We start from the raw sequence: 22,501 nt of genomic DNA on the forward strand, positions 1-22,501 counted from the left end.
TTATTGCCTAAGCTTGTCCCCGGCGGCCCGCTCCCGGTGACCCCCAGGCCGGTCGAGCGGGCCGCCCCGAACCTCGAACCGTGTTCGCGGAGAGCGCGAACCACGGTTCGGGGCAATGTCTTGTGGGGCCAAGCCCCCCACCCCTGCCGGGGGGCAAGCCCCCGGACCCCCGTAGGTGGGCCGTCATGACAGAAGGGGCCACCGTCCATATTGGACGGTGGCCCCTTCTGTTTGGGGTGTTACGCGTTCCCGATGACCTCGTCGAGGTCGGTGTACGACAGGCCGTGGGCCTCGGCGACCGGGGCGTTGGTGAGCGCGCCGGCGTGCGTGTTCAGGCCGAGAGCCAGCGGACGGTCGGCGCGCAGCGCGTCGGCCCAGCCGTGCTCGGCGAGTGACACCGCGTACGGGAGCGTCACGTTGGTCAGCGCGTAGGTGGACGTGCGCGGGACGGCGCCTGGCATGTTGGCCACGCAGTAGAACACCGTCTCGTGCACCGAGTACGTCGGCTCGGCGTGCGTGGTGGGCCGCGAGTCCTCGAAGCAGCCGCCCTGGTCGATCGAGATGTCCACCAGCACCGCGCCCGGCTTCATCCGCTCGACCAGCGCGTTGGACACCAGCTTCGGCGCCCGGGCACCCGCCACCAGCACCGCGCCGATCACCAGGTCGGCCTCCAGCACGGCCTGCTCCAGCGCGTAGCGGTTGGACGCCACCGTGCGGATGCGGCCGTGGTAGTCGCGGTCGATCTGGCGCAGCCGGTCCACGTTGGTGTCCAGGATCTCCACGTCGGAGCCCATACCGAGGGCGATCGTGGCCGCGTTCAGGCCGGCGACACCGCCACCGATCACGACCACGCGGGCCGGGTGCACACCGGGCACGCCGCCGGGCAGCACGCCGCGCCCGCCGGACGGACGCATCAGCGAGTACGCGCCGACCTGCGGCGCGAGCCGGCCGGCCACCTCGGACATCGGGGCCAGCAGCGGCAGCGCGCCGGTGGGCAACTGCACCGTCTCGTACGCGATCGCGGTGCTGCCGGAGTCGATCAGCGCCCTGGTCAGCGCCTCGTCGGCGGCCAGGTGCAGGTAGGTGAACAGCACCTGGTCCTTGCGCAGCAGCGGGTACTCCTGCGCGATCGGCTCCTTCACCTTGAGTACGAGGTCACCCTCGGCCCACACCTCGGCCGCGGTCGTGAGCACCTTGGCGCCGGCGGCGAGGAACTCCTCGTCCGGGATGGCCGAACCGGCGCCGGCGTTCGCCTCGACGAACACCTCGTGGCCGCGATCGACCAGCTCGTGCACCCCGGCCGGGGTCAGCGCCACCCGGTACTCGTGGTTCTTGATCTCCCGGGGAACAGCGATCTTCACCGTTGGTCCTCTCGTTGCCTGTGTTGCCCCATCTGGGTGTCCTACACCACGGTGAGGCAGCAACTCTCCGCTGTCATCGTGCTCCTGCACTGACGATTTCGCTTCTAGTTTGTGCTCCGAGCACAACTACCGCCAGCGGAGCGCCGCCAGCTGGGTGAGCAGCGCGAGCCGCACGTCCGGGTCGGCCAGGTCCACGCCGGCCAACTCGCCGATCCGCGCCATCCGGTAACGCAGCGTGTTGGGATGGATGCCGAGAGAGCTGCTCGCCGCGCGCGCGTCGCCGGGGTGACGCAGCCAGGCGTAGAGCGTGTCGACGTACCGGGTGCCGTCCGCCTTGTCCGCGGCGATCAGCCGGGGCAGCGGGCCGAGGTCGGTGACACCCGCGCCGGTCGCCGCCACGGCGAGCCGGTGCAGCACGAGTACCGCCCACACGTCCTCGTGCGTGGCGACCGGCGGCGGCACCAGTCCGGCGCGCAGCAGGGCGAGCGATTCGTCGGCCTGTGCGCGGGAGTCGGCCAGCTCGCCGAGTTCCACCGGTGCGCCGGCCGCGACCAGTGCGCCGCCGTCACCCTCGTCCGTGTCCGCGCAGAGTGCCTTGCGCAGCTCGGGCCAGCCGCCCGCGCCGGACCGGTCCGGTACCACGGCGTAGAGCACGTCGCCCAGCTCCGCCACGGCCGGCCGCCGCCCGATGCCGGCGGTGATCCGCTCCCACAGCGCCAGCCGCATACCCTCGGCGCCGAGCGCGTCCTCGGTGTCCACGTCGATCGCGACCACCCGGTGCGGCTCGTGTTCCAGGTCCAATTCGGCGGTGGCCAGGCGCACGCTGCCGGTGCCGGACAGGATCGCGCGCACCAGTTCGGCGGACCGCCGCCGCTCGGCGTCCAGCAGCGCGCGCCGGCGCAGAAGGTGAAGTGCCACAACGGGTGCGGCGTCCGCGAAGGCGGCGGCGCGCTCGTCCGGCACCGGCCCGGCGACCACCGCCCACATCGAGCCGAGCAGCTCGCCACCCATCCTGATCGGCACGATCAGCCGTGGCAGCGTGCCGTCCGCCTGGGCCGGCACGAAGATCGTGGTGCGGCCGCGGGACAGGTCGCGGAACACGCCGCGGGAGCGGAACCTGGCGAGTACGTCGTCCGGTACGCGCCGGCCCATGATCGTGGACACCCGCGCCGGGTCGGTGCGGTCCTGGCGGGCCGAGTAGGCGAGTACCCGGGAGTTGGCGTCCTCGATGGTCACCGGAGCGTCCACCACCGCGGCCGCCGCGTCGGCGAGCCGGAACAGGTCGCCGAACCCGGGGGCGCCGTCCGTGCTGGCCAGCGACTCGTGCTCGTCGGCGGCCGCGTCCAGCACCGTGCGCAGCAGCCACACCAGCTGCGCCCACGCGGCGGCGACGTGCACCTCGACGATCGTCACGCCGGCCGCCCGTGCGGCGGTGCGCACCGCGGACCGGCCGGCCAGCGGCGGCTTCAGCAGGACGGCCGCGGCGCCGTGCGAGCCGCAGTGCCTGATCAGCTCGACCGCCGCGTCCACGGTGTGCGCCGCGACCGCGAGGACCAGGTCGCCGTCCGCGACGTGGGTGCGCCGGCCGGCCTCGGCGATCACCACGTCGGTGACGGTGCTGGGGCCCTCGACGGGGAGGGTGACGCGCAGCAGCGTGGGACCGACGCGGTCGGCCACGCCCCGCACGGAGATCATCCGTCCTCCCGCCTGTCACGTCCGATGGCCGCTCATCGTCCTCGTATCAACACATCGTTCACCCAGCAGGGAGGAAAGTCATGCGCAGCTACGCCAGAGTGGTCGCGGCGCTCGCGGCGGTGTTCTACCTGGTCTTCGGCGTGTGGGCACTCGTGGCGCCGTTGTCGTTCGCGGCGAACATCGCCACCTACGGCGAGCCCAACGTGCACTATCTGCACGATCTCGGCGCGTTCCAGATCGGGATCGGGGTGGCGGCGCTGGCCGGGTTGTTCCTGGCCGACGGGCTGGCCGCGGTGCTGGCCGGTGTGTCGGCGGGCTCGATCATGCACGCGGTGTCGCACGTCGTGGACGTGGATCTCGGTGGGCGCGGCCATGATCCGTACGCCACCGGTCTGATCGGCCTGCTCACCCTGGTCGCGTTCATCGGCGCGGTCAGGAGTCGTGCCGGGCGACCAACGCGCGTAGAGCGCTGATCTCCTTGTGCAGGGCGGCGCGGCCGGAGCGGGTGATGCCGACCCAGGTGCGCGGCCGCTTGCCGTCGTAGCCCTTCTCCATGGTCAGCAGCCCGGCGTCGACGAGCACGGTGAGATGGCGGGACAGGTTGCCGGCGGTCAGGTCCAACGCCTCACGCAGGTAGCCGAACTCGACGCGCTTGGACTCCGCCGCGATGGTCAGGATCCCGAGGCGGTGCTTCTGGTGCACGACGTCGTCGAGCCCGTTGGTCGGGTGGTCGTCGCTCATCGCCGCCCCGCTCGCTCGGTGACGGCCGCGAGCACACCGCCGACGATCAGGATCAGCGCGGGCAGCGCGAGGCTCCCCAGTACGACGATCCGGTGGTCCGCGTTCCAACTCGCGAGGACCCCGAGGTTGACGAGCAGGGCGGCGGCGGCGAACTGGATCCCGACGACAGCGACCAGCAGGCTGCGTTCCAACCAGGCGAGGGTGAGCACCGCCATGGCGATCACCAGCAGTGCGGCGAAACCGAAGCGCAGGTATATGCCGAGGGCGGCGAATGCGGTGCTGGCCAGAAACAGGCCGACGAAGAGGCCGGCGGCTCGCGGTCCGGCTGTCCGATGTGGACGGAGACTCCAGTACAGGACGAGCGCGGACAGCAGGCCGGCCCCGAAGAGGATCGGAAGGTTGATCTCCGGTGTGGAGTAGAGCGTCGTGGGTGTGTCGACAAAGGATGTGAGCAGTGGTACGCCGAGCAGGAATCCGGCGACTGCCGCGCCGACCACGCCGAGCTGCTTGCGGGTGTCGATTTCGAGGCCGACTTGTTGTGCTCGCCGTCGGTACCACCACACGGTCGCCGCGAGGCCGACGACGATCGCCAGCACCCAGTACCAGCCGACCAGCGACGGGTACCGGAGATCGCTGAACATGCCCGAGCCGAACAGTGGGAACGGTCCCTTGTCGACCAGCGCCCATTTGCCGGGCGGCGGCGGATCGTTCTCCCGGTAGCACAGCGGCGCCACCAGGATCAGTGCGCCGAACAGCAGCAACGGGAACGCGTTGCCGCGCCCGTCCCGGCGTGCCTTGCGGCGTAGTGCGTCGACATCGTCGAGCAGCTCGCTCGCCTCACTCACGTCAATCCTCCTCAACTTGACTGCGATGACGACTAGTTTGTATCGCAAACCTGTCGGTCATGGCAAGTGCCGTAGTGGCACGGAATCGGGGAGTCAGGCGTCCGGTGGTGTGTGCCGGACGATGTCGTCCGGCGTGTACTGCTCGCGGCGGGTGGACAACGCCCAGCGGTGGCCGGACGGATCGACCACGATGCCGTAGCGCTCGCCGAAGAACATCTCCTGGACTTCCATCTCGACGGTGGCGCCCGCGAAGATCGCCCGCCGCGCCGTGTCGTCGACATCGTCGAGTTCGAGCAACAGGAGCATCGGAGAGCCGCCGATACTCGCCGGCGACAACGCACGCCGCGCTGGTGATTCTTCGGACACGAGCAGCCGCCCGCCCCCGACAGCCAACTCCACGAAGAGAATCGTCCCGTCCGGCAACACGTTGCGAAACAGCTCCACGGCGCCGAATGCCTTGCGGTAAAAGGAGATCGAGCCCTCGACATCCCGCACGAACAGGTGCGGACTCAGCGCGTGCGGGCGCGGCGGGCTCATGCCGTGGAGCGCCGGGCCGAGTCGAGCAAGCCGGCGTTCTCGGCGACCCCGACCAGCCGAGCCAGCAGATCGGTCTCCCTCTTCGCCGCGTCGATGCCGAGGGACGTCATCCGGTAGTAGCGCCGGCGAGCGTCGTGCGGCTCACTGTCGTCGCCGGAGACTTCCTCGACCAGCCCGTCGGCGACCAGCCGCGCGATCGTCCGATAAAGCGTGCCGGGCCCGAGTTGTACCGAGCCGTTGGTGACGTCCTCCACGAACCGCATCACCGCGTACCCGTGCGCTTTCCCGTCGGCGAGCGCCAGGAGCACCTGGTACCCGGCCGGCGTCAGCGGCGGAGGGTTGCGATCGGCCATGCGGGGAGTCTACAGTCCAGTCTCGATATATCCGAAGTGGATATATCCAACCTGGACAGGAGTAGCACGATGATCCACGGAGTGCACAAGGTCGTCATCGGAGTGGTCGACCAGGAGAAGTCGAAGTCGTTCTGGACCGAGAAGATGGGCTTCACAGTCGCGCGAGACCTCCCGTACGCCGAGGGCAGCAGGTGGATCGAGGTCCTGTCGCCGGACGGCGCGACACGACTGGTACTCGATCCGAACACGCCGAGGCGGACCGAGGGCATGCAGGACGATTTGCCGCATTCGAACGTGTTCTTCTACGCCGACGACATCGAGAAGACCTACGAGGAACTGTCGGAGAAGGGCGTGGTGTTCCCGACGCCACCGGTGAAGCAGCCCTGGGGTTGGTGGTCAACGTTCGAGGACGAGGCCGGCACTCGGTACGCGCTCAGCCAGCGTGACTAGTTCGCGATTTCTACGTGCATAGTGTTGCGGATCGGTTTGCGCTGCGGATCAACCCACGCTGGCGGGATGTAGTACGGGAACCCACCGCGCATGACGATTTCCCAGTCCTGCTCGTGAATGATGGTGTGGTGGAATCGACACAATAGTGCCATCGTTTCTTCGCTGGTGATTCCACCGTTGAGCCAGTGCACGATGTGGTGTGCGTCGGTCCATTCTGGTGGCCGGTCGCAGCCGGGGAATGTGCAGCCTTTGTCTCGGGCGATCAAGGCGGCGCGGATTGCCGGGGTGGCGGTTCGTTGCTCGCGTCCGACGTCGAGTGGCTTCCCTTCGCTGTTCAACACGATGGGTGTGATCCCGGCGTCGCAGGCGATCTGCCGAATGGTTTGAGGTGTGATCAGCGCTCCGAAGTTGCCCCTACCGAGCCCGATCTGGTCGCGAAGTTGTTCGTATGAAATCGTGATCGCGAGGTGCGGCCGGCGTCCGCCGTCCTGCGGCAGGGTGTCCGAGTTGAGCACCCGGTGCGCCAACTCAACGAGCGCGTCGGCCCACCTGCGGGCGGCGGATCGGTCATCATCTTTTCCGGCGGGTTTCGCCAGCGGTGACAGCGCCGCTTTCAACACCTCGGCACATTCGGGTGAGAGCCGCCCGCGCACCATGATCATCCCGTCAACGTCCTCGACCATCGAGAACTCCATCCGCTTGCGTGCAGCTTGTTCTTCCAGGACAACCTGTTCGGGCTGCAGGTGCGCCCTCGTCCGGAGGGCGAGCTTGCCGAGTTTGACGGGGTCGAAGCGTTCGGCTTCGCCCACGAGGAGCTGTTCGACTTCGGCGTGATGCTCGTCGGGGAGTTTGTCGATGGTGGTGCGCACGACTTGCACGTGGTCGCGGCTGATCACTCCAGCGGCGAGAGCTGTCGCCGCGACGGGTAGCTGTGCCTCGATGGGCTGCCCGGTCAGTGTGGTCGACCCGAACAGGGCGTTGGCGTCCGCGACGCGTCGTCGTGCGTCGGCGGGTGTGATCCGCACGGTGTCCCGCAGGAACGATGCCGTGGAGTAGGCGCCCATTTCTTTCGCGAGGCCTTGCTCATGGATTTCGTGGATGAGTTGAAGTCGTTCGTATTCGAGTTGTCGAATGTGGGTTTCGCGAGCCCGGAGCTCGTCGATGAGTTGTTGTCCCCTCATACCTCGATTCTACCGAAATGGTCGACCGCTATGGGGTGAATCAAAAGCAGAAAGGTGTGGCGGCGCGGTACGGGCAAAAGGCAGGCGGAGCCTGCCCGTAGCGCCAGCCGTTAGGGCCGATCGAGGCTCACAAGTCCAGGGCGAACCCCGCCAAGGGGTGAGTCGGCGAAGCCGACGCCGAAGGCGCCCTTGACTTGTGAGAATCGGCCCGCACAATACCGCGCCGCCACACCCCAAAACCAGAACAACGAATCACCCAGCAGAACCAGCCAACTCGCGAGCAACAAGAGAGGCGACGTGCGCCTGCCCAGCCGCATTCGGATGCACCGGCACCGACAGTGAAGTCGGAATCAGCCCTTCAACCCACTTGTTCCAAGGCAACTGACAAGCGTCATGCCCCGTAGTAGGCAGCGGATCGACAAACCTAGCCCCAGCCCGAGCCGCCTCCACCCCCACCATCGCATTCAACTTCCGATGGAACTCGTTGATGTAAACCACATCCCCCCGCGCGACGGGAACGAGAGGCCAACACCCACCCGTAGGCGGCAACACCCGTAAATACCCGACCGCCACAATCACCGCCCGCGGCGACCGCTGCTTGATTCCATCAAGTACGGCAGCCACCTTCGGCGCCGCAGCCGCGATCCGAGCATCCAGCTCATCAACGCCACCCTGCGTGTAATGAGCCTTACAAGGAGCCCCCAACGGATCCGTAAAACTCGCGACACCACACGTCCGCACGATGTCCCCGAACCCGACGTCATTGCCGCCGATCGTGAACGTCACCAAATCCGTGTCCGCCGTCAAAGCAGAGAACTGCGGAGCATTCGGCCCGAACACCACATCCTGCGGCGCCGTCATGTGCTCAGTAGTCGCCGCCCCACAAGAGATGTCCACGAACGCGGCCGGCTTCACCCGAGCAGCCACCCCCGCCGGCAAATTGTCGGTCGTCTTCGCACACCCCAACGGATCAGTCCTGATCTTCGTCAGCGTGCCGACAGCGGAGAACGAGTCACCCAGACCCACATACCGCTGATAGCCCGCAGAGGCCGCAGCCGTCCCCGGCATCGTGAGCACAGCGGCGGCGGCGATCGCGACGACGGCCGAAGACCGCCGGGAACGCAGGGACATGGTCGACCTCCGTTTTACCGGCTGGTAACACCGCGTCCGATCATTGGCCGCCCGACAACCCGTGTCAATACGCCTACAGAGGGTTCACGCCAACGCCTCGGCGATCCACTCGGGCACCGGCAGGTCGCGACTGGTGCATTCGGCGGACAGCTTGATCGTCCACCGCAGCGCCTGCACCATCAGGCTGGCCATCTCCTCCGGCCCGGCATTGCGCAGCGCGATCTCGATCTGCTCGCTGGCGGCGTCGGTGTCGCCGTGCACCTCGGCGAGCAGCGTGCGGACGGCGGTGCGCACCGGCGGGTCGGCCTCGTCGATCGGCACTTCGTGCCCGTCGTCGTCGTAGACCTGCATCTTCACCGGTGTCGTGCCGCCCTGGCCGAGTGCCGCGACCATCGTGCTGCACTCCCCGAACAGCAGCAGCATCAGCTCGCGGGCGTCGATCTTGCCTTCCTCCGAACCCGACGCGGCCTCGGCGAGCCCGCCGACGACGCCGGCGCCCTCGCCTGCCTTGACGGCGGCGAGCGCGGTGCTGGCGGCGGCGACGAGCCGGTCGTGGCGATCGGGGTCGGTGTTTTCCTCCACGGCCACATCTTTACCCAGTGCGGGCCAACCGGCGAGAGGCGGCCGAGTTTTCCCTTGTGGCGCGGGCGGTTCCGGCGTGTCGGGCGATCACACAGCGGCGTTGAGATCCGCCGCGCCGGTGCTGCCGACGTCCAGCAACGCCGACAGGGCCATCTGCCGCAGCAGCGCGGCCATCGCGTCCCGGTCAAGGTGCCGGCTGTGCGGTGTGGAGTTGATCAGGCCGAACACCGCGTGTGCGGCTGCTCTGGCGCGCGGCTCGTCGGCGGCCGGCGCGGCGTCCTGGATGGCGCGCACCCACACCTCGACGTAGCGCCGCTGCAGCCCGCGCACCCGCCGGCGGTCCGGGTCGGTGAGGTTGCCGAGGTTGCGCTCCTGGACGGTGATCAGCGACGGGTTGTCCAGGGCGAAGTCGACGTGGAAGGCGACCAGTTCGCCCAGCGTGTCGCGCGGGGTGCGGGCGCCGGCCGCGCGTGCCTCGCCGCCGGCGAGCAACACCTCACTGATCGAGGTGAGCATCTCGCCGAGCATGGCGTCCTTGCTCCGGAAGTGCCGGTACAGCGCGGGCCCGGACACACCGACCGCCGAGCCGAGATCGTCGATGCCGACCCCGTGGAAGCCGTGGCGCGCGAACAGCTCGGCGGCCGCGGCCAGGATCTGCTCGCGGCGACTCGGCTTCTCGCTCGTGGGGACCTGCGCCATTGAGCCATCGTATCCCGGCATGTTAGCGAGCGCTAACGTCCCATCCGATCTTCGTCTGGGACTGTTAGGGGTTTTCACGAAGCGTGTCGACCTGGTAACTCCTTTGTGGTGCGCGTTCTCGTCGGGGAGAGCGCCGGTCACGGAGGTCAAACATGAGGTCCCTCGTCTCGGCGCTGTGCGCCGGACTTCTTACTGTCGCTGCCTTGCTGGTGGGGACGCCCGCGGGTGCCACTTCCTTATCCGAGAACACCGAGAACACCGAGAACACCGAGAACACCGAGAACACCGAGAACTACGTCGCGCTCGGCGACTCCTACGCCGCTGGCACCGGCGCGGGTGACTACGGCGACAGCGGCTCGTGCATGCGCAGCGCCAACGGCTTCGCGCCACTGTGGGCGGCGGCCAACAGCCCCGCCTCGTTCGCCAACGTCACCTGTGGCGGCGCGACCACGGACGACGTGCTCGGCGGTCAGGTGGACGCGCTGAAGGAGGACACGTCGCTGGTGAGCATCGCGATCGGCGGCAACGACGTCGGGTTCGCCGACGTGATGACCACCTGCACGCTCGGCTCGGACCAGTCGTGCGTGGACAAGGTGGAGGAGGCGAAGACGGCCGCGCGGGAGACGCTGCCGGCGAAGCTGGACACCACCTACGCGGAGATCAAGAAGCGTTCGCCGCAGGCGCGCGTGGTCGTGCTCGGCTACCCGAGGGTCTTCGTGTCCGGGTCGGCCGACTGCTCGATGAGTGAGACCAAGCGCACCGCCCTCAACGGCGCCGCTGACGAGTTGAGCACGGTGATCGAGGGCCGGGTGGGCGCCGCCGGGATGACCTACTCCGACGTGCGCGACGAGTTCGACGGCCACGGTGTGTGCACCGACGCCGCGTGGATCCACGGCGTGCGGCCCAACCTCGGCGAGTCGTACCACCCCAACGCCGACGGCCAGAAGAGCGGCTACCTGCCCGCTTTCGAGGGTGCCGTCGGCGTCCGCGCAGCCCGCTGACCCCACGCTGTCCGATTCTTATCGACCGCTCGGCTGCTGTTCGGCGTACTTTAGCCCGCGAAAGTACGCCGACGGCAGGAGTGGCAGGTCAGGGTCGGGTGCGTGCGATCGGGTGTGTAGAGACTCCGACATTGGAGTGTCACCCTGACGAGGGTTGCGCGGGGTGAGGGGTCACCTTCTTCGGTGTGCGGCCCGGATATCCGGCTAGGTGATCTCTGGGGTGGCATGCGGGGTGTGTGGATCGACAAGCACCACCTGAGTAACTGCAAGCCGGTGTGATCTCGGGTGGACGGGGACGTTAGCGGTCGCTAACATGAGCGTTGAGGTTAACGACCACTAACGTCCCCGGAGCCGCCATGGACGCGCCCGTGCTCGCCACCGCCGCCGACTCGAGCGCCGAGTCGTTCCAGCGCTACACCAAGGAGCACACCGCGCTCGCCGACGAGCTGCGAGCGTCGCTGGCCACGGCCGGCCGCGGCGGCTCGGAGAAGGCGCGCACCCGGCACGTCGAGCGCGGCAAGCTGCTGCCGCGCGACCGGGTCGACTCGCTGGTCGACCCCGGCTCGCCGTTCCTCGAGCTGTCCCCGCTCGCCGCGCACGACATGTACGACGGCGAGGCACCCGGCGCCGGCATCATCACCGGGGTCGGGCGGGTGTCCGGCCGTGAGTGTGTGATCGTCGCCAACGACGCCACGGTCAAGGGCGGCACGTACTACCCGATGACCGTCAAGAAGCACCTGCGCGCCCAGGAAGTGGCGCTGCACAACAACCTTCCGTGCGTCTACCTGGTGGACTCCGGCGGCGCGTTCCTGCCGCGCCAGGACGAGGTGTTCCCGGATCGCGACCACTTCGGCCGGATCTTCTACAACCAGGCGACCATGTCCGCGCGCGGCATCCCGCAGATCGCCGCCGTGCTCGGCTCGTGCACCGCCGGCGGCGCGTACGTGCCCGCGATGTCGGACGAGGCGGTGATCGTGCGCAACCAGGGCACGATCTTCCTCGGCGGCCCGCCGCTGGTGAAGGCCGCCACCGGCGAGGTCGTCACCGCGGAGGAGCTGGGCGGCGGCGACGTGCACTCGCGCATCTCCGGCGTGACCGACCACCTCGCCGAGGACGACCCGCACGCGCTGCGCATCGTCCGCTCGATCGTGTCCACCCTCGGCCCGCGTGCCCCGCGCGCCTGGGACGTCGCTCCGGTCGAGGAGCCGGCCGTCGACCCGCGCGACCTCTACGGCGTGGTGCCGACCGACTCCCGCACCCCGTACGACGTGCGCGAGGTGATCGCCCGCGTGGTGGACGGCTCGCGGTTCCGCGAGTTCAAGAAGGAGTACGGCGCCACGCTGGTCACCGGGTTCGCGCGGATTCACGGCCACCCGGTCGGGATCATCGCCAACAACGGCGTGCTGTTCGCCGAATCCGCCATGAAGGGCGCGCACTTCATCGAACTGTGCGACAAGCGCTCGATTCCGTTGGTGTTCCTGCAGAACATCACCGGCTTCATGGTCGGCCGCGACTACGAGGCGGGCGGGATCGCCAAGCACGGCGCGAAAATGGTGACCGCCGTGGCGTGCGCCCGGGTGCCGAAGTTCACCGTGGTCATCGGCGGCTCGTTCGGCGCCGGCAACTACTCGATGTGCGGCCGGGCGTACTCACCCCGATTCCTCTGGATGTGGCCGAACGCGCGGATCTCCGTGATGGGCGGCGAGCAGGCGGCGTCCGTACTCGCGACGGTCCGGCGCGACCAGCTCGGTGACGAATGGTCGGCCGAGGACGAGGAGAGGTTCAAGGAGCCGATCCGGCAGCAGTACGAGGACCAGGGCAACCCGTACTACTCCACCGCGCGGCTCTGGGACGACGGCGTGATCGACCCGGCCGACACCCGCACGGTGCTCGGATTGGGCCTGTCCGCCTCGGCCAACGCACCACTCGAAGCGGTCAACTACGGCGTCTTTCGGATGTGACGATGTTCAACCGAGTACTGATCGCCAACCGCGGCGAGATCGCCGTCCGGGTCGCGAAGACGTTGCGGGACATGGGAATCCGCTCGATCGCGGTGTACTCCGACGCGGACGCCGACGCGCAGCACGTGCGCGCGGCGGACGAGGCGGTGCGGATCGGACCGGCAGCCGCGCTGGAGAGCTACCTGTCCATCGAGCGGATCATCGACGCGGCGCGGGAGACCGGCGCGCAGGCCGTGCACCCCGGCTACGGGTTCCTCGCCGAGAACGCGAAGTTCGCCCGCGCCTGCGCCGACGCCGGGCTGACGTTCATCGGCCCGCCGGTCGCCGCGATCGAGGCGATGGGCGACAAGATCCGCGCCAAGCAGGCCATGGTCGCCGCCGGAGTGCCGGTCGTCCCCGGCCGCACCGAGCACGGCATGTCCGACGACGATCTGGCCGCAGCGGCCGAGGAGATCGGCTACCCGGTGCTGCTCAAGCCGTCCGCGGGCGGCGGCGGCAAGGGCATGCGGCTGGTGTCCGAAGTGGACGGTCTGGCCGGCGCGATCACCTCGGCGCGGCGCGAGGCGCGTGGCGCGTTCGGCGACGACACGCTGCTGATCGAGCGGTTCGTGATCCGGCCGAGGCACATCGAGATCCAGGTCCTCGCCGACTCCCACGGCAACGTGATCCACCTGGGCGAGCGCGAGTGCTCGCTGCAGCGGCGGCACCAGAAGATCGTCGAGGAGGCGCCGTCCCCGCTGCTGGACGCCGCCACGCGCGAGCGGATGGGCGCCGCGGCGGTGGAGGCGGCCAGGGCGGTCGACTACGTGGGCGCCGGCACGGTGGAGTTCATCGTGTCCGCCGACCGCCCCGACGAGTTCTTCTTCATGGAGATGAACACCCGGCTGCAGGTGGAGCACCCCGTCACCGAGATGATCACCAACGTCGACCTGGTCGAGCAGCAGGTGAAGGTGGCCGCCGGCGAGACGCTCGATGCCTATGTGCGGCAGGTGCGGTTCCGCGGCCACGCGATCGAGGCGCGGGTGTACGCCGAGGACCCGGCGGCCGGATTCCTGCCGACCGGCGGCACGGTGATCGGCCTGTCCCAGCCCGACGACGTGCGGATCGACTCGGCCCTGCGCGTGGGCACCGTGGTCGGCTCGGACTACGACCCGATGCTGGCGAAGGTGATCACCTGGGGCGCCGACCGTGCCGAGGCACTGGCCAAGCTGGACGCCGCGCTGGGCCGGATGAGCGTGCGCGGCGTGGTCACCAATATCGGCTTCCTGCGCGCGCTGCTGCGTGACTCCGACGTCCGGTCCGGCACGCTGGACACCGAGCTGGTCGCCCGAAAGCTGGACGAACTCCTGAACGCACCTGGGGCGACACAAGAAGTTTCGGACGAGGTGTTCGTCGCCGCGGCACTCGACGAGCTGATCGGCATGCGGCCGTCCGGCGAGGTCGTGGACCCGTGGGCGCTGCCCACCGGATGGCGGATCGGCGGCGCGGTCGGCACCACGTTCCCGCTGCGGTGCGGCGGCCGGCAGGTGACCGTCGTGGTCACCGGGACGCCCGACGCGGCCACCGTCCGCCTGGACGACGGCGATCCCGTCGCCGTGTCGGCCGACCGCGACGGAACCGTGTTGTCGTTGACTCACAACGGAAAGCGACGGCGGTTCGAACGCTCGCTGGACCCGGCGAGCCACACCCTGTGGCTGTCCGCCGACGAGCTGGGTACCTGGGCGGTCGAGGAGCACTCGATCCTGGAGATCGGATCGTCCACATCGGACAGTGGCGGCCCGGTCACCAGCCCGATGCCGGGCACCGTGCTCGCGGTGAGCGCCAAGGTCGGCGACACCGTCACGGCCGGCACCGCGCTGCTCGTGGTCGAGGCGATGAAGATGGAGCACACCATCACCGCACCGGTCGACGGTGTGCTCACTGAGCTGAATGTGCAAGCGGGCCAACAGGTCTCGCTGAATCAACCCCTTGCCGTGGTCACCCCACCGGAGGAAAGATGATCGACCTGAGGCTCGACGAGGAGCACGAGGCACTGAGAAAGACCGTCCAGGAGTTCGCCCGCGACGAGGTCGCCCCGGTGATCGGGGACTTCTACGAGCGCGAGGAGTTCCCGTACGAGATCGTCGCCAAGATGGGCCGCATGGGCCTGTTCGGCCTGCCCTTCTCCGAGGAGTACGGCGGCATGGGCGGCGACTACTTCGCGCTGTGCCTGGCGCTGGAAGAACTCGCGCGCGTCGACTCGTCGGTGGCGATCACACTGGAGGCGGGTGTCTCCCTCGGCGCGATGCCGATCTACCGGTTCGGCACCGCCGAGCAGAAGCAGCGCTGGCTGCCGCGGCTCACCACGGGGGAGCAGCTCGGCGCGTTCGGGCTCACCGAGCCGGGCGGCGGGTCGGACGCGGGCGCCACTCGCACCACCGCCAAGCTGGACGGCGACCACTGGGTGATCAACGGCTCCAAGGCGTTCATCACCAACTCGGGTACCGACATCACCGAGCTGGTCACCGTCACCGCGGTGACCGACGTGAAACCCAACGGGCGCAAGGAGATCACCGCGATCGTCATCCCGTCCGGCACATCGGGCTTCACCGTGTCGAAGAAGTACTCCAAGGTCGGCTGGAACGCCTCGGACACCCGTGAGCTGGCCTTCGCCGACGTGCGGGTGCCGGCGGAGAACATCATCGGCGAGCAGGGGCGCGGGTACGCGCAGTTCCTGTCCATCCTGGACGAGGGACGGGTGGCGATCGCCGCGCTGTCCGTGGGTCTGGCCCAGGGGTGCGTCGACGAGTGCCTGCGCTACGTCGGCGAGCGCGAGGCGTTCGGCCACAAGATCGGCACCTACCAGGCGATCCAGTTCAAGATCGCCGACATGGAGGTGCGGGCGCACACCGCGCGGCTGGCGTACTACGCGGCGGCGGCCAAGATGCTGCGCGGCGAGCCGTTCAAGCGTGAGGCGGCGATCGCGAAGCTGGTGTCGTCCAACGCCGCCATGGACAACGCGCGCGAGGCCACGCAGATCTTCGGCGGGTACGGCTTCATGAACGAGTTCCCGGTCGGCCGGTTCTACCGCGACGCCAAGATCCTGGAGATCGGCGAGGGCACCAGCGAGGTGCAGCGGATGCTGATCGCGCGGGAACTTGGAGTGGGCTGACGGGCCGGCTCCGCCCGGGGTTTGACGGTCTTCAAGACCCACAAACCCCGGTCGGAGATGTCCACAACGACAGCAAACCCGGCCACAAGACCCTCCGAAGGACGGTTCACCGGCGTGGCGGCGCTCGCCACGCTGGTTCACATGCGCCCGTCCCGTCTCCTGCTGTGCGCGGCTATCGCGCTCGTGGCCGTTCCAGTGCCGCTGGCGTCCGCCGAGCCGCCGCCGTCCGACCGTCCCGTGCCGCCGCCGTGGCTGAAGATGGCCGACGGCATGAGCCAGCCGCAGTTCGCCACGGCCGACGCGATCGACGAGGTCGCGTTCGTCGAGACCACTGTGGACAGTGACAAGGACGGCAAGAAGGATCGCGTCCGAGTGACGGTCGAGCGGCCCGCCGTCGCGCCGGGCGCCAAGGTGCCGGTGCTGTTCGAGCACAGCCCCTACCGGTACGGCACCAACCCGAACGCGCCGAACCACAACGTGGACGTGGACCGGTTGCCACAGGAGGACATCCGGCCGAACGGTCCGGCCGGCGACGGGCGCACCAGGACCGGGAAAATGGGCACCTCCGCCGTGGACACCGACTACTGGGTGAGCCGCGGCTACGCCACCGTGCTCGGCGAGAGCATCGGCACGGCCGGATCGGACGGCTGCCCGACGGTCGGCGACATGAACGAGGCACTGGCCGGCAAGGCGATCATCGACTGGCTCAACGGGCGCGCGCCCGCGTGGAACGAGGCCGGCGAGCCGGTGACGGCGGACTGGTCCACCGGCGATGTCGCGATGACCGGAGTCTCCTACGACGGCACGCTGCCGAACATGATCGCGACCACCGGCGTCGAGGGCCTGCGCACGATCATCCCGATCTCGGCCATCTCGAACTGGTACGACTACTACCGCGCCGGAGGCCTGGTGCGCGCGCCGCACTCGAACGAGTCCGGCACCGGCACCAACTCCTTCCAGGGCGAGGACCTCAGCGTGCTCGCCGAGTTCGTCCAGGGCGAGGATCGCCTCAAGAAGTGCAAGGCGGTGACCGACGGCCTGCGCACGATCCAGGACCGGCACACCGGCGACTACAGCGCCGACTGGAAGGAGCGCGACTACCTCCAGCGCGCCAACGGCGTCAAGGCGAGCGTGTTCGTAGTGCACGGGCTCGAGGACTACAACGTGATGCCGACGGCGTTCGCGTCGTGGTGGGAAGCGTTGCGGCGCAACAACGTTCCGCGCAAGATCTGGCTGCACAACGGCGGCCACGGCGGCCCGCAGGGCGGTGGCTATCAGCAGACGCTCACCAAGTGGATGGACCACTGGCTGTTCGGCGTGGACAACGGGATCATGGACGAGCCGCTCGCCGACGTGCAGCGGCCCGCGGGCGACTACGTGAAGTCGGCTGACTGGCCGGTCCCGGACAGCCGGGACACGACCCTGCACCTGTCCGCGCCCAACGCGACCGACCCCGGCGCGCTGCGTCCCGCGCCCGGTGGCCCGGCCGACGTGCGGCAGAGCTTCGTGGACAAGGGCCGCGAGCTGAACACCGACAAGGCACTCGTGCCGAATCCGGACACGGCGAACCCGAACCGGCTGGTGTACCTGTCCGAGCCGCTCGGCAAGGAGGCACACCTGAGCGGCACGCCGTCGGTGTCGGTGAAGGTGTCCGTGGACAACCGGTTCGCCGCCAACCTGACTGCCGTGCTGGTGGACTACGGCCCGGCCGGCTCGACGGCGGCACCGGTCGTGGTCACCCGTGGCTGGGCCGATCCGCAGAACCGCGAGTCGCTCGACGCGAGCAAGCCGATCGAGCAGGGCACGGAGTACCCGGTCGGCTGGAAGCTCGAGCCCGACGACCACGTGTTCGCCCAAGGCCACCGGATCGGCCTGGTGATCGTGTCGACCGATCAGCAGTTCACCCTGCGGCCCACGTCGGGCACGAAACTGAGCGTGACACCGGCCGGTAGCTCGCTCGTTCTGCCGGTCGTCGGCGGGTTGGGCTGATCAGTCGCTCGACTCCGGGCCGTTCGTGATTCAGGATGTTCTGGATCACGAGCCAACGGAGGTTCGCACATGCGCCGGTTCGCCGTACTGGGAATTGCCCTGGCACTCGTCGGAGTGCCAGCGTCGATCGCTACCGCCGCGCCACCGGATCGGCCCACGCCGCCGCCGTGGCTCAAGATCGTCGACGGGGTGAGCGCGCCGCAGTTCTCGCTGGACGAGGCGATCGAGGAGACGCTCTTCGTCGAGTCCACTGTGGACAGTGATCTGGACGGCAAGCGGGACCGGGTGCGGCTGCGCCTGTCCCGGCCGAAGGAGACCAGCACGCAGGGCATCAAGGTGCCGGTGGTCTTCGAACAGAGCCCGTACCGGTTCGGCACGAATCCCAACGCGGCCAACCACAACGTGGACTACGACGTGCTGCCGCAGGAGTTCATCCAGCCCCGGATCGCCGGCGCGGACACCGGCGTCCGGACGGCGAAGGCCGATCTGCCCGGCTCGCTGGACAACTACTGGGTGCCGCGCGGCTACGCCGTGGTGCTCGGCGAGAGCATCGGCACGGCCGGCTCGGACGGCTGCCCGACGGTCGGCGACCGGAACGAGACGCTCGGCACCAAGGCGATCATCGACTGGCTGAACGGGCGCGCGCCCGCGTGGAACGAGGCCGGCGCACCGGTGTCGGCCGGCTGGACCACCGGCGACGTCGGCATGATCGGCACCTCGTACAACGGCACGCTGCCCAACCAGGTCGCCACCACGGGCGTGGAAGGTCTGCGCACGATCGTGCCGGTATCGGCGATCGCCAGTTGGTACGACTATTACCGCGCCAACGGCCTGGTGCGCGCGCCGCACTCGGCCAAGTCCGGCGTCGGCGTGAACGGCTTCCAGGGCGAGGATCTGGACGTGCTCGCCGAGTTCGTCCAGGGCGAGTCCCGGCTGGAGAAGTGTCGCCACGTGACCGATCGGCTGCGCGAGATCCAGGACCGCACGACTGGCGATTACAGCGCGGACTGGAAGGAGCGGGACTACCTGCACCGGGCGCGCGGCGTGAAGTCCAGCGTGTTCGTGGTGCACGGGCTCGAGGACTACAACGTGATGCCGACGGCGTTCGCGTCCTGGTGGGAATCGTTGCGGCGCAACAACGTTCCGCGCAAGATCTGGCTGCACAACGGCGGGCACGGCGGTCCGCAGGGTGTCACCGACTACCAGCGCACGCTCAACCGCTGGATGGACCACTGGCTGTTCGGCGTACCCAATGGAGTCATGGACGACCCGCGCGCCGACGTGCAGCGGCCGGCCGGCGACTACGTGAAGTCGGCCGACTGGCCGGTGCCCGGCAGCCGGGACACCACGCTGCATCTGGGCGCCACCAACGCATCCGAGCCGGGCACGCTGTCGCCGAAGCCGCAGCAGGGCGGGCCGAAGCCGCGGCAGAGCTTCACCGACCGCGGGCGCGAGCTGAACACCGACACCGCGCTGCTGCCGAACCCGGACGCCGCGAACCCGAACCGGCTGATCTATCTGTCGCAGCCGCTGCCCGCCGAAGCGCATCTGAGCGGCACGCCGTCGGTGGCGCTGCGCGCGTCCGTGGACAACCGGTACGCGGCGAACCTGACTGCGGTACTCATCGACTACGGCCCGCCGGGCAGCGCCGCGCCGCCGGTGATGGTCACCCGAGGGTGGACCGACGTGCAGAATCGCCGGTCGGTCGACAAGAGCACGCCGATCCAGCAGGGCACCGAGTACACGTTCGACTGGAAGCTGGAGCCGGACGACTACGTCTTCCCGGCCGGCCACCGGATCGGCCTGGTGATCGTGTCCACCGATCAGGAGTACACGCTGCGCCCACTGCCCGGCACCGCGCTCACCGTGAACCCGGCGCGCAGCACGGTCACCCTGCCGCTGGTCCGGTAGCGCGCACGCCGTCCACGTGGTCGAGGTAGGCGGCGTCGGCGCGATCGCCCGCGACGGCGTCGACCGGGACGTGCGCGCGGAGCTGGGCGATCTCGTCGTCGGTCAGTCGAATCGCGGCCGCATCGGCGTTCTGTCGCGCTCTGGCGGCGGACCGGCTGCCGGGAATGGGGATCACGTCCTGTGCGGTGAGCCAGGCCAGGGCCACCTGCGCCGGGGTGAGTCCACGGTCGTCGGCGAATTCGGTGACACGGTCGGCCAGGCGCACGTTCCTGGAGATGTTCTCCTCGTGGAATCGCGGATTTCCTCGCCGCCAGTCGCCGGATTCCAGATCGGAATTGCTCCTGATCCGCCCGGAAACGAGCCCGCGAGCGAGTGGGCTGTAGGCGACGAACCCGATCCCCAGCTCAGCGGTCAGCGGAAGAATTCCGGTTTCGGGTTCGCGGGCGAACAGGGAGTATTCGGTTTGCACCGCGGTGATCGGGTGGACGGCATGCGCCCGGCGAATGGTGTCCACCCCCGCTTCGGAAAGGCCGATATGGCGGACCTTGCCGGCTCGCGCCAGCTCGGCCATCGCACCAACGGTGTCCTCGATCGGCGTGGTGGGGTCGACCCGGTGCAGGTAGTACAGGTCGAGATGGTCGGTGCGCAGCCGCCGCAGGCTGGCCTCGGCCGCGCGGCGCACGTGTTCCGGACGTCCCAGCCCGGGTAGCAGAGCGCCGTCCCGGCCGACGTCACCGCCGAACTTGCTGGCGAGCACCACCTGATCGCGCCGGCCCGACAACACGCGGCCGACGAGCTCCTCGTTGTGCCCGGAGCCGTAGATGTCGGCGGTGTCGACGAGGTTCACGCCGGTGTCCAGCACGGCACGCAGTGTCCTTTCAGCCTGCGCGTCGTCGACGCTCCCGTAGATGCCGGGGGACAGGGTCATGGCGCCGAAGCCGATGACCGACACCGTCGGACCGCCGACCCCGAGTTCTCGATACCGCACTGGCCACTCCGTTCGCCGGCGACGAATTCGTCACGTCCGACGTTGTCAGCTGCCGGTCTCGGCGGCCAATACCCGTTGCCATGCCGCGATGGAATGAGAACGGGTATTGGACCGCGATCGGGCCGGCTGATTGCCTCGGTTCATGGACGAGAACTCGACAGCCACCAATCAGGACGGGATCAGCCGGGCGACGCTGCTCCGCGGAGCAGCGCTGAGTGTCGCGGGAGCGGTCGGCTTGGGATTGGCCGGACAGACACCAGCGGGTGCGGCGGGCCGGAGCGAACACCCGAATGTGCGCCTCATCCGCGATTACTACGCCGCCTATGCCAGCGGTGACCTCGACGCGTTGCGCCGGTTCTTCGCTCAGGACATCACGTGGACGATTCCCGGGCACCACCCGCTGGCGGGTGTCAAGAAAGGGACCGACGAGGTGCTCGCGTTCTTCGCCGAACTCGGCAAGGCGGGCTTTCGGGCCGAGACGATCTTCCTCGCGGCCGACGGCGACTGGGTGGTCGACGTGCACCGCGGATGGAGCACGACACCCGAGGGGCTGGACACGTTCTGGGCGCTCGCCTTTCGCATTCGGGGTCGCAGGATCGCGGAGGCGATCAACTTTCCCGGCGACCAACACGCCGCCGACGCCTTCTTCTGGCGCAGTTACCCCCTCGCCCCGCTGCCCGACCGTCTTGCCAACCCGGCGAGCTAAGGGTTCTGCTCGTCCTGGAGTCGCCGGCGGAGGCGTTCGAGGGTGCGCGACAGCAGGCGGGACACGTGCATCTGGGAGATCCCGATGCGCTCGGCGATCTGCGTCTGTGTCATGTTGCGGAAGAATCGCAGCGCGAGAATGTGGCGCTCCCGCTCGGGCAGTTCGCGCACCAGCGGCTCCAGCGACTCGTGGTACTCGACGCCCTCCAGCGCCGGGTCCTCCTCGCCGATGCGGTCGCGCAGCGGGGTGACCTCGTCGTCGGCGCCGCCGCGCACCTCGTCCAGCGACACCGAGTGGTACGCCGCGCTCGCCTCCAGCCCCTCGTAGACCTGCTCCTTGGTCATCCCGAGGTGCTCGGCGATCTCGCTCGGCTTCGGTGCGCGCCCGAGCCGCTGGGACAGTTCCGCGCTGGCCGCGCTGACCGACAGGTGCAACTCCTTGAGCCGGCGCGGAACCCGGACCGACCAACTGGTGTCCCGGAAGTGCCGGCGGACCTCGCCCATGATCGTCGGCACGGCGAAGGACAGGAAGTCCGAGCCGCGCTCCGGGTCGAACCGGTCCACCGCGTTGATCAACCCGACGGTGGCCACCTGGGTCAGGTCGTCGCGCGGCTCACCCCGGTTGCCGAACCTGGCCGCGATGTGCTGCGCGAGCGGAAGATGTTCGGTGACAAGGGTTTCCCGCAACTCGGCACGCTTCGGGTCGGACTCGGGCAGCGCGGCCAGCTCGCCGAACAGCGGCGCGAGATGCGCGTAGTCCCCGGTGTGCTCCTTGGCACCGGTCACGTGGTGGCCGTTCTGTTCTTGGCGATGTCGACCTGGATCACGTAGTGGCCGTCGACGGACTCCAGTCGGGTGCTGACCGAGTCGGTCAACGTGGTGAGCACGGTCCACCCGAACGAGTCACGCTTGGGCAGATCGTCGTTGTGCGAGGTCACCCTCACGCACGCCTCGATACGGTCGGGTGACAGCCGGAAGACGCAATCCATGGCCGAGCCGGGGACCGCGCGCACGATCAGGTCCGTGCACACCTCGTCGACGGCGAGCTTCAGGTCGGCGATCGCGTCGATGTCGAAGTCGGCGCCCATCGCGATGTGGGCGGCCACCGCACGGACGACGGACAGGTGCTCGAGCTGGGCGCCAAGTCTCAACTCGACCTGGTCAACCAACTCGGCTTCCTCGGTCAGCGTCGACTCAGGGTCGCCCACGGTCACTCCTCG

At 68.9% G+C, this 22,501-nt stretch carries 22 protein-coding genes; 9 read left to right on the top strand and 13 right to left on the bottom strand.

The window, feature by feature from the left end; all coding sequences use genetic code 11:
• Window positions 1-239 precede the first annotated feature (239 nt).
• Window positions 240-1,361, bottom strand: a complete 1,122-nt coding sequence (gene ald / locus EV193_RS27070) for an alanine dehydrogenase (protein ID WP_130347746.1) — start codon at window positions 1,359-1,361, stop codon at window positions 240-242.
• A gap of 126 nt (window positions 1,362-1,487) precedes the next feature.
• The gene (locus tag EV193_RS27075) at window positions 1,488-3,056 is read right to left on the bottom strand and encodes a PucR family transcriptional regulator (RefSeq protein ID WP_130347747.1); all 1,569 of its coding nucleotides are present in this window, start codon (window positions 3,054-3,056) and stop codon (window positions 1,488-1,490) included.
• A gap of 80 nt (window positions 3,057-3,136) precedes the next feature.
• Between EV193_RS27075 and EV193_RS27080 the strand changes: the two genes are divergently transcribed.
• A complete protein-coding gene (locus EV193_RS27080; protein ID WP_130347748.1) occupies window positions 3,137-3,529 on the top strand; it encodes a hypothetical protein in 393 nt (130 codons plus the stop codon).
• Here the strand turns inward: EV193_RS27080 and EV193_RS27085 are convergent.
• The 4 genes from EV193_RS27085 to EV193_RS27100 form a co-directional block, all read right to left on the bottom strand.
• Window positions 3,489-3,797, bottom strand: a complete 309-nt coding sequence (locus EV193_RS27085; protein WP_130347749.1) for a transcriptional regulator — start codon at window positions 3,795-3,797, stop codon at window positions 3,489-3,491. The genes EV193_RS27080 and EV193_RS27085 overlap by 41 nt on opposite strands.
• Window positions 3,794-4,642 carry a hypothetical protein gene (locus EV193_RS27090; RefSeq protein ID WP_130347750.1) on the bottom strand — a complete coding sequence of 283 codons (849 nt, stop codon included), beginning with the start codon at window positions 4,640-4,642 and terminating at the stop codon, window positions 3,794-3,796. The genes EV193_RS27085 and EV193_RS27090 overlap by 4 nt, the downstream gene beginning before the upstream one ends.
• 93 nt (window positions 4,643-4,735) lie before the next feature.
• Complete coding sequence (locus tag EV193_RS27095; protein ID WP_130347751.1) at window positions 4,736-5,179, bottom strand: VOC family protein; 444 nt, start codon at window positions 5,177-5,179, stop codon at window positions 4,736-4,738.
• Complete coding sequence (locus EV193_RS27100; protein WP_130347752.1) at window positions 5,176-5,532, bottom strand: PadR family transcriptional regulator; 357 nt, start codon at window positions 5,530-5,532, stop codon at window positions 5,176-5,178. Before EV193_RS27100 ends, EV193_RS27095 begins: the two co-directional genes overlap by 4 nt.
• Before the next feature lie 69 nt (window positions 5,533-5,601).
• Here EV193_RS27100 and EV193_RS27105 point away from each other — a divergent pair, with 69 nt between their 5' ends.
• Entirely contained in the window at window positions 5,602-5,982 is a 381-nt protein-coding gene (locus EV193_RS27105; protein ID WP_130347753.1) for a VOC family protein, read from the top strand.
• Here the strand turns inward: EV193_RS27105 and EV193_RS27110 are convergent.
• From EV193_RS27110 to EV193_RS27125, 4 genes are all read right to left on the bottom strand, one after another.
• Window positions 5,979-7,163 (bottom strand): HNH endonuclease signature motif containing protein, encoded by a 1,185-nt coding sequence (locus EV193_RS27110; protein WP_130347754.1) that lies wholly within the window; start codon window positions 7,161-7,163, stop codon window positions 5,979-5,981. The genes EV193_RS27105 and EV193_RS27110 overlap by 4 nt on opposite strands.
• A gap of 252 nt (window positions 7,164-7,415) precedes the next feature.
• Window positions 7,416-8,294 (bottom strand): SGNH/GDSL hydrolase family protein, encoded by an 879-nt coding sequence (locus EV193_RS27115; protein ID WP_130347755.1) that lies wholly within the window; start codon window positions 8,292-8,294, stop codon window positions 7,416-7,418.
• Between the two features lie 84 nt (window positions 8,295-8,378).
• Window positions 8,379-8,876 (bottom strand): hypothetical protein, encoded by a 498-nt coding sequence (locus tag EV193_RS27120; protein WP_130347756.1) that lies wholly within the window; start codon window positions 8,874-8,876, stop codon window positions 8,379-8,381.
• A gap of 87 nt (window positions 8,877-8,963) precedes the next feature.
• Complete coding sequence (locus EV193_RS27125; protein WP_130347757.1) at window positions 8,964-9,575, bottom strand: SACE_7040 family transcriptional regulator; 612 nt, start codon at window positions 9,573-9,575, stop codon at window positions 8,964-8,966.
• A 209-nt stretch (window positions 9,576-9,784) separates the two neighbouring features.
• Between EV193_RS27125 and EV193_RS27130 the strand changes: the two genes are divergently transcribed.
• From EV193_RS27130 to EV193_RS27155, 6 genes are all read left to right on the top strand, one after another.
• Window positions 9,785-10,576, top strand: a complete 792-nt coding sequence (locus tag EV193_RS27130; RefSeq protein ID WP_242613709.1) for an SGNH/GDSL hydrolase family protein — start codon at window positions 9,785-9,787, stop codon at window positions 10,574-10,576.
• 356 nt (window positions 10,577-10,932) lie between these two features.
• Window positions 10,933-12,537 (top strand): carboxyl transferase domain-containing protein, encoded by a 1,605-nt coding sequence (locus tag EV193_RS27135; RefSeq protein ID WP_130347759.1) that lies wholly within the window; start codon window positions 10,933-10,935, stop codon window positions 12,535-12,537.
• A gap of 2 nt (window positions 12,538-12,539) precedes the next feature.
• A complete protein-coding gene (locus EV193_RS27140; protein ID WP_130347760.1) occupies window positions 12,540-14,537 on the top strand; it encodes an acetyl/propionyl/methylcrotonyl-CoA carboxylase subunit alpha in 1,998 nt (665 codons plus the stop codon).
• Entirely contained in the window at window positions 14,534-15,688 is a 1,155-nt protein-coding gene (locus tag EV193_RS27145; RefSeq protein WP_130347761.1) for an acyl-CoA dehydrogenase family protein, read from the top strand. Before EV193_RS27140 ends, EV193_RS27145 begins: the two co-directional genes overlap by 4 nt.
• Before the next feature lie 141 nt (window positions 15,689-15,829).
• Window positions 15,830-17,677, top strand: a complete 1,848-nt coding sequence (locus EV193_RS27150; RefSeq protein WP_207222819.1) for a Xaa-Pro dipeptidyl-peptidase — start codon at window positions 15,830-15,832, stop codon at window positions 17,675-17,677.
• Between the two features lie 69 nt (window positions 17,678-17,746).
• Entirely contained in the window at window positions 17,747-19,588 is a 1,842-nt protein-coding gene (locus EV193_RS27155) for a Xaa-Pro dipeptidyl-peptidase (protein ID WP_130347762.1), read from the top strand.
• On the opposite strand, the gene EV193_RS27160 is transcribed toward EV193_RS27155, so the two are convergent.
• A complete protein-coding gene (locus tag EV193_RS27160; protein ID WP_130347763.1) occupies window positions 19,566-20,576 on the bottom strand; it encodes an aldo/keto reductase in 1,011 nt (336 codons plus the stop codon). The genes EV193_RS27155 and EV193_RS27160 overlap by 23 nt on opposite strands.
• 142 nt (window positions 20,577-20,718) lie before the next feature.
• On the opposite strand from EV193_RS27160, the gene EV193_RS27165 reads away from it, so the two are divergent.
• A complete protein-coding gene (locus EV193_RS27165; protein ID WP_130347764.1) occupies window positions 20,719-21,282 on the top strand; it encodes a nuclear transport factor 2 family protein in 564 nt (187 codons plus the stop codon).
• On the opposite strand, the gene EV193_RS27170 is transcribed toward EV193_RS27165, so the two are convergent.
• Window positions 21,279-22,067: a SigB/SigF/SigG family RNA polymerase sigma factor gene (locus EV193_RS27170; RefSeq protein ID WP_130347765.1), complete on the bottom strand. Its 789-nt coding sequence runs from the start codon at window positions 22,065-22,067 to the stop codon at window positions 21,279-21,281. The two genes, EV193_RS27165 and EV193_RS27170, sit on opposite strands and share 4 nt — an antisense overlap.
• Entirely contained in the window at window positions 22,064-22,489 is a 426-nt protein-coding gene (locus EV193_RS27175) for an ATP-binding protein (protein WP_242613702.1), read from the bottom strand. The genes EV193_RS27170 and EV193_RS27175 overlap by 4 nt, the downstream gene beginning before the upstream one ends.
• Between the last annotated feature and the right edge of the window lie 12 nt (window positions 22,490-22,501).

Origin of the sequence: Herbihabitans rhizosphaerae (assembly GCF_004216555.1) — a bacterium.
Taxonomy (GTDB): domain Bacteria; phylum Actinomycetota; class Actinomycetes; order Mycobacteriales; family Pseudonocardiaceae; genus Herbihabitans; species Herbihabitans rhizosphaerae.

Bases quoted from the DNA above. Each gene is read 5' to 3' on its own strand.
- EV193_RS27075 (WP_130347747.1), bottom strand. From the start codon at position 3,056: ATGATCTCCGTGCGGGGCGTGGCCGACCGCGTCGGTCCCACGCTGCTG.
- EV193_RS27080 (WP_130347748.1), top strand. From the start codon at position 3,137: ATGCGCAGCTACGCCAGAGTGGTCGCGGCGCTCGCGGCGGTGTTCTAC.
- EV193_RS27085 (WP_130347749.1), bottom strand. From the start codon at position 3,797: ATGAGCGACGACCACCCGACCAACGGGCTCGACGACGTCGTGCACCAG.
- EV193_RS27095 (WP_130347751.1), bottom strand. From the start codon at position 5,179: ATGAGCCCGCCGCGCCCGCACGCGCTGAGTCCGCACCTGTTCGTGCGG.
- EV193_RS27100 (WP_130347752.1), bottom strand. From the start codon at position 5,532: ATGGCCGATCGCAACCCTCCGCCGCTGACGCCGGCCGGGTACCAGGTG.
- EV193_RS27105 (WP_130347753.1), top strand. From the start codon at position 5,602: ATGATCCACGGAGTGCACAAGGTCGTCATCGGAGTGGTCGACCAGGAG.
- EV193_RS27110 (WP_130347754.1), bottom strand. From the start codon at position 7,163: ATGAGGGGACAACAACTCATCGACGAGCTCCGGGCTCGCGAAACCCAC.
- EV193_RS27115 (WP_130347755.1), bottom strand. From the start codon at position 8,294: ATGTCCCTGCGTTCCCGGCGGTCTTCGGCCGTCGTCGCGATCGCCGCC.
- EV193_RS27125 (WP_130347757.1), bottom strand. From the start codon at position 9,575: ATGGCGCAGGTCCCCACGAGCGAGAAGCCGAGTCGCCGCGAGCAGATC.
- EV193_RS27135 (WP_130347759.1), top strand. From the start codon at position 10,933: ATGGACGCGCCCGTGCTCGCCACCGCCGCCGACTCGAGCGCCGAGTCG.
- EV193_RS27140 (WP_130347760.1), top strand. From the start codon at position 12,540: ATGTTCAACCGAGTACTGATCGCCAACCGCGGCGAGATCGCCGTCCGG.
- EV193_RS27145 (WP_130347761.1), top strand. From the start codon at position 14,534: ATGATCGACCTGAGGCTCGACGAGGAGCACGAGGCACTGAGAAAGACC.
- EV193_RS27150 (WP_207222819.1), top strand. From the start codon at position 15,830: ATGCGCCCGTCCCGTCTCCTGCTGTGCGCGGCTATCGCGCTCGTGGCC.
- EV193_RS27155 (WP_130347762.1), top strand. From the start codon at position 17,747: ATGCGCCGGTTCGCCGTACTGGGAATTGCCCTGGCACTCGTCGGAGTG.
- EV193_RS27165 (WP_130347764.1), top strand. From the start codon at position 20,719: ATGGACGAGAACTCGACAGCCACCAATCAGGACGGGATCAGCCGGGCG.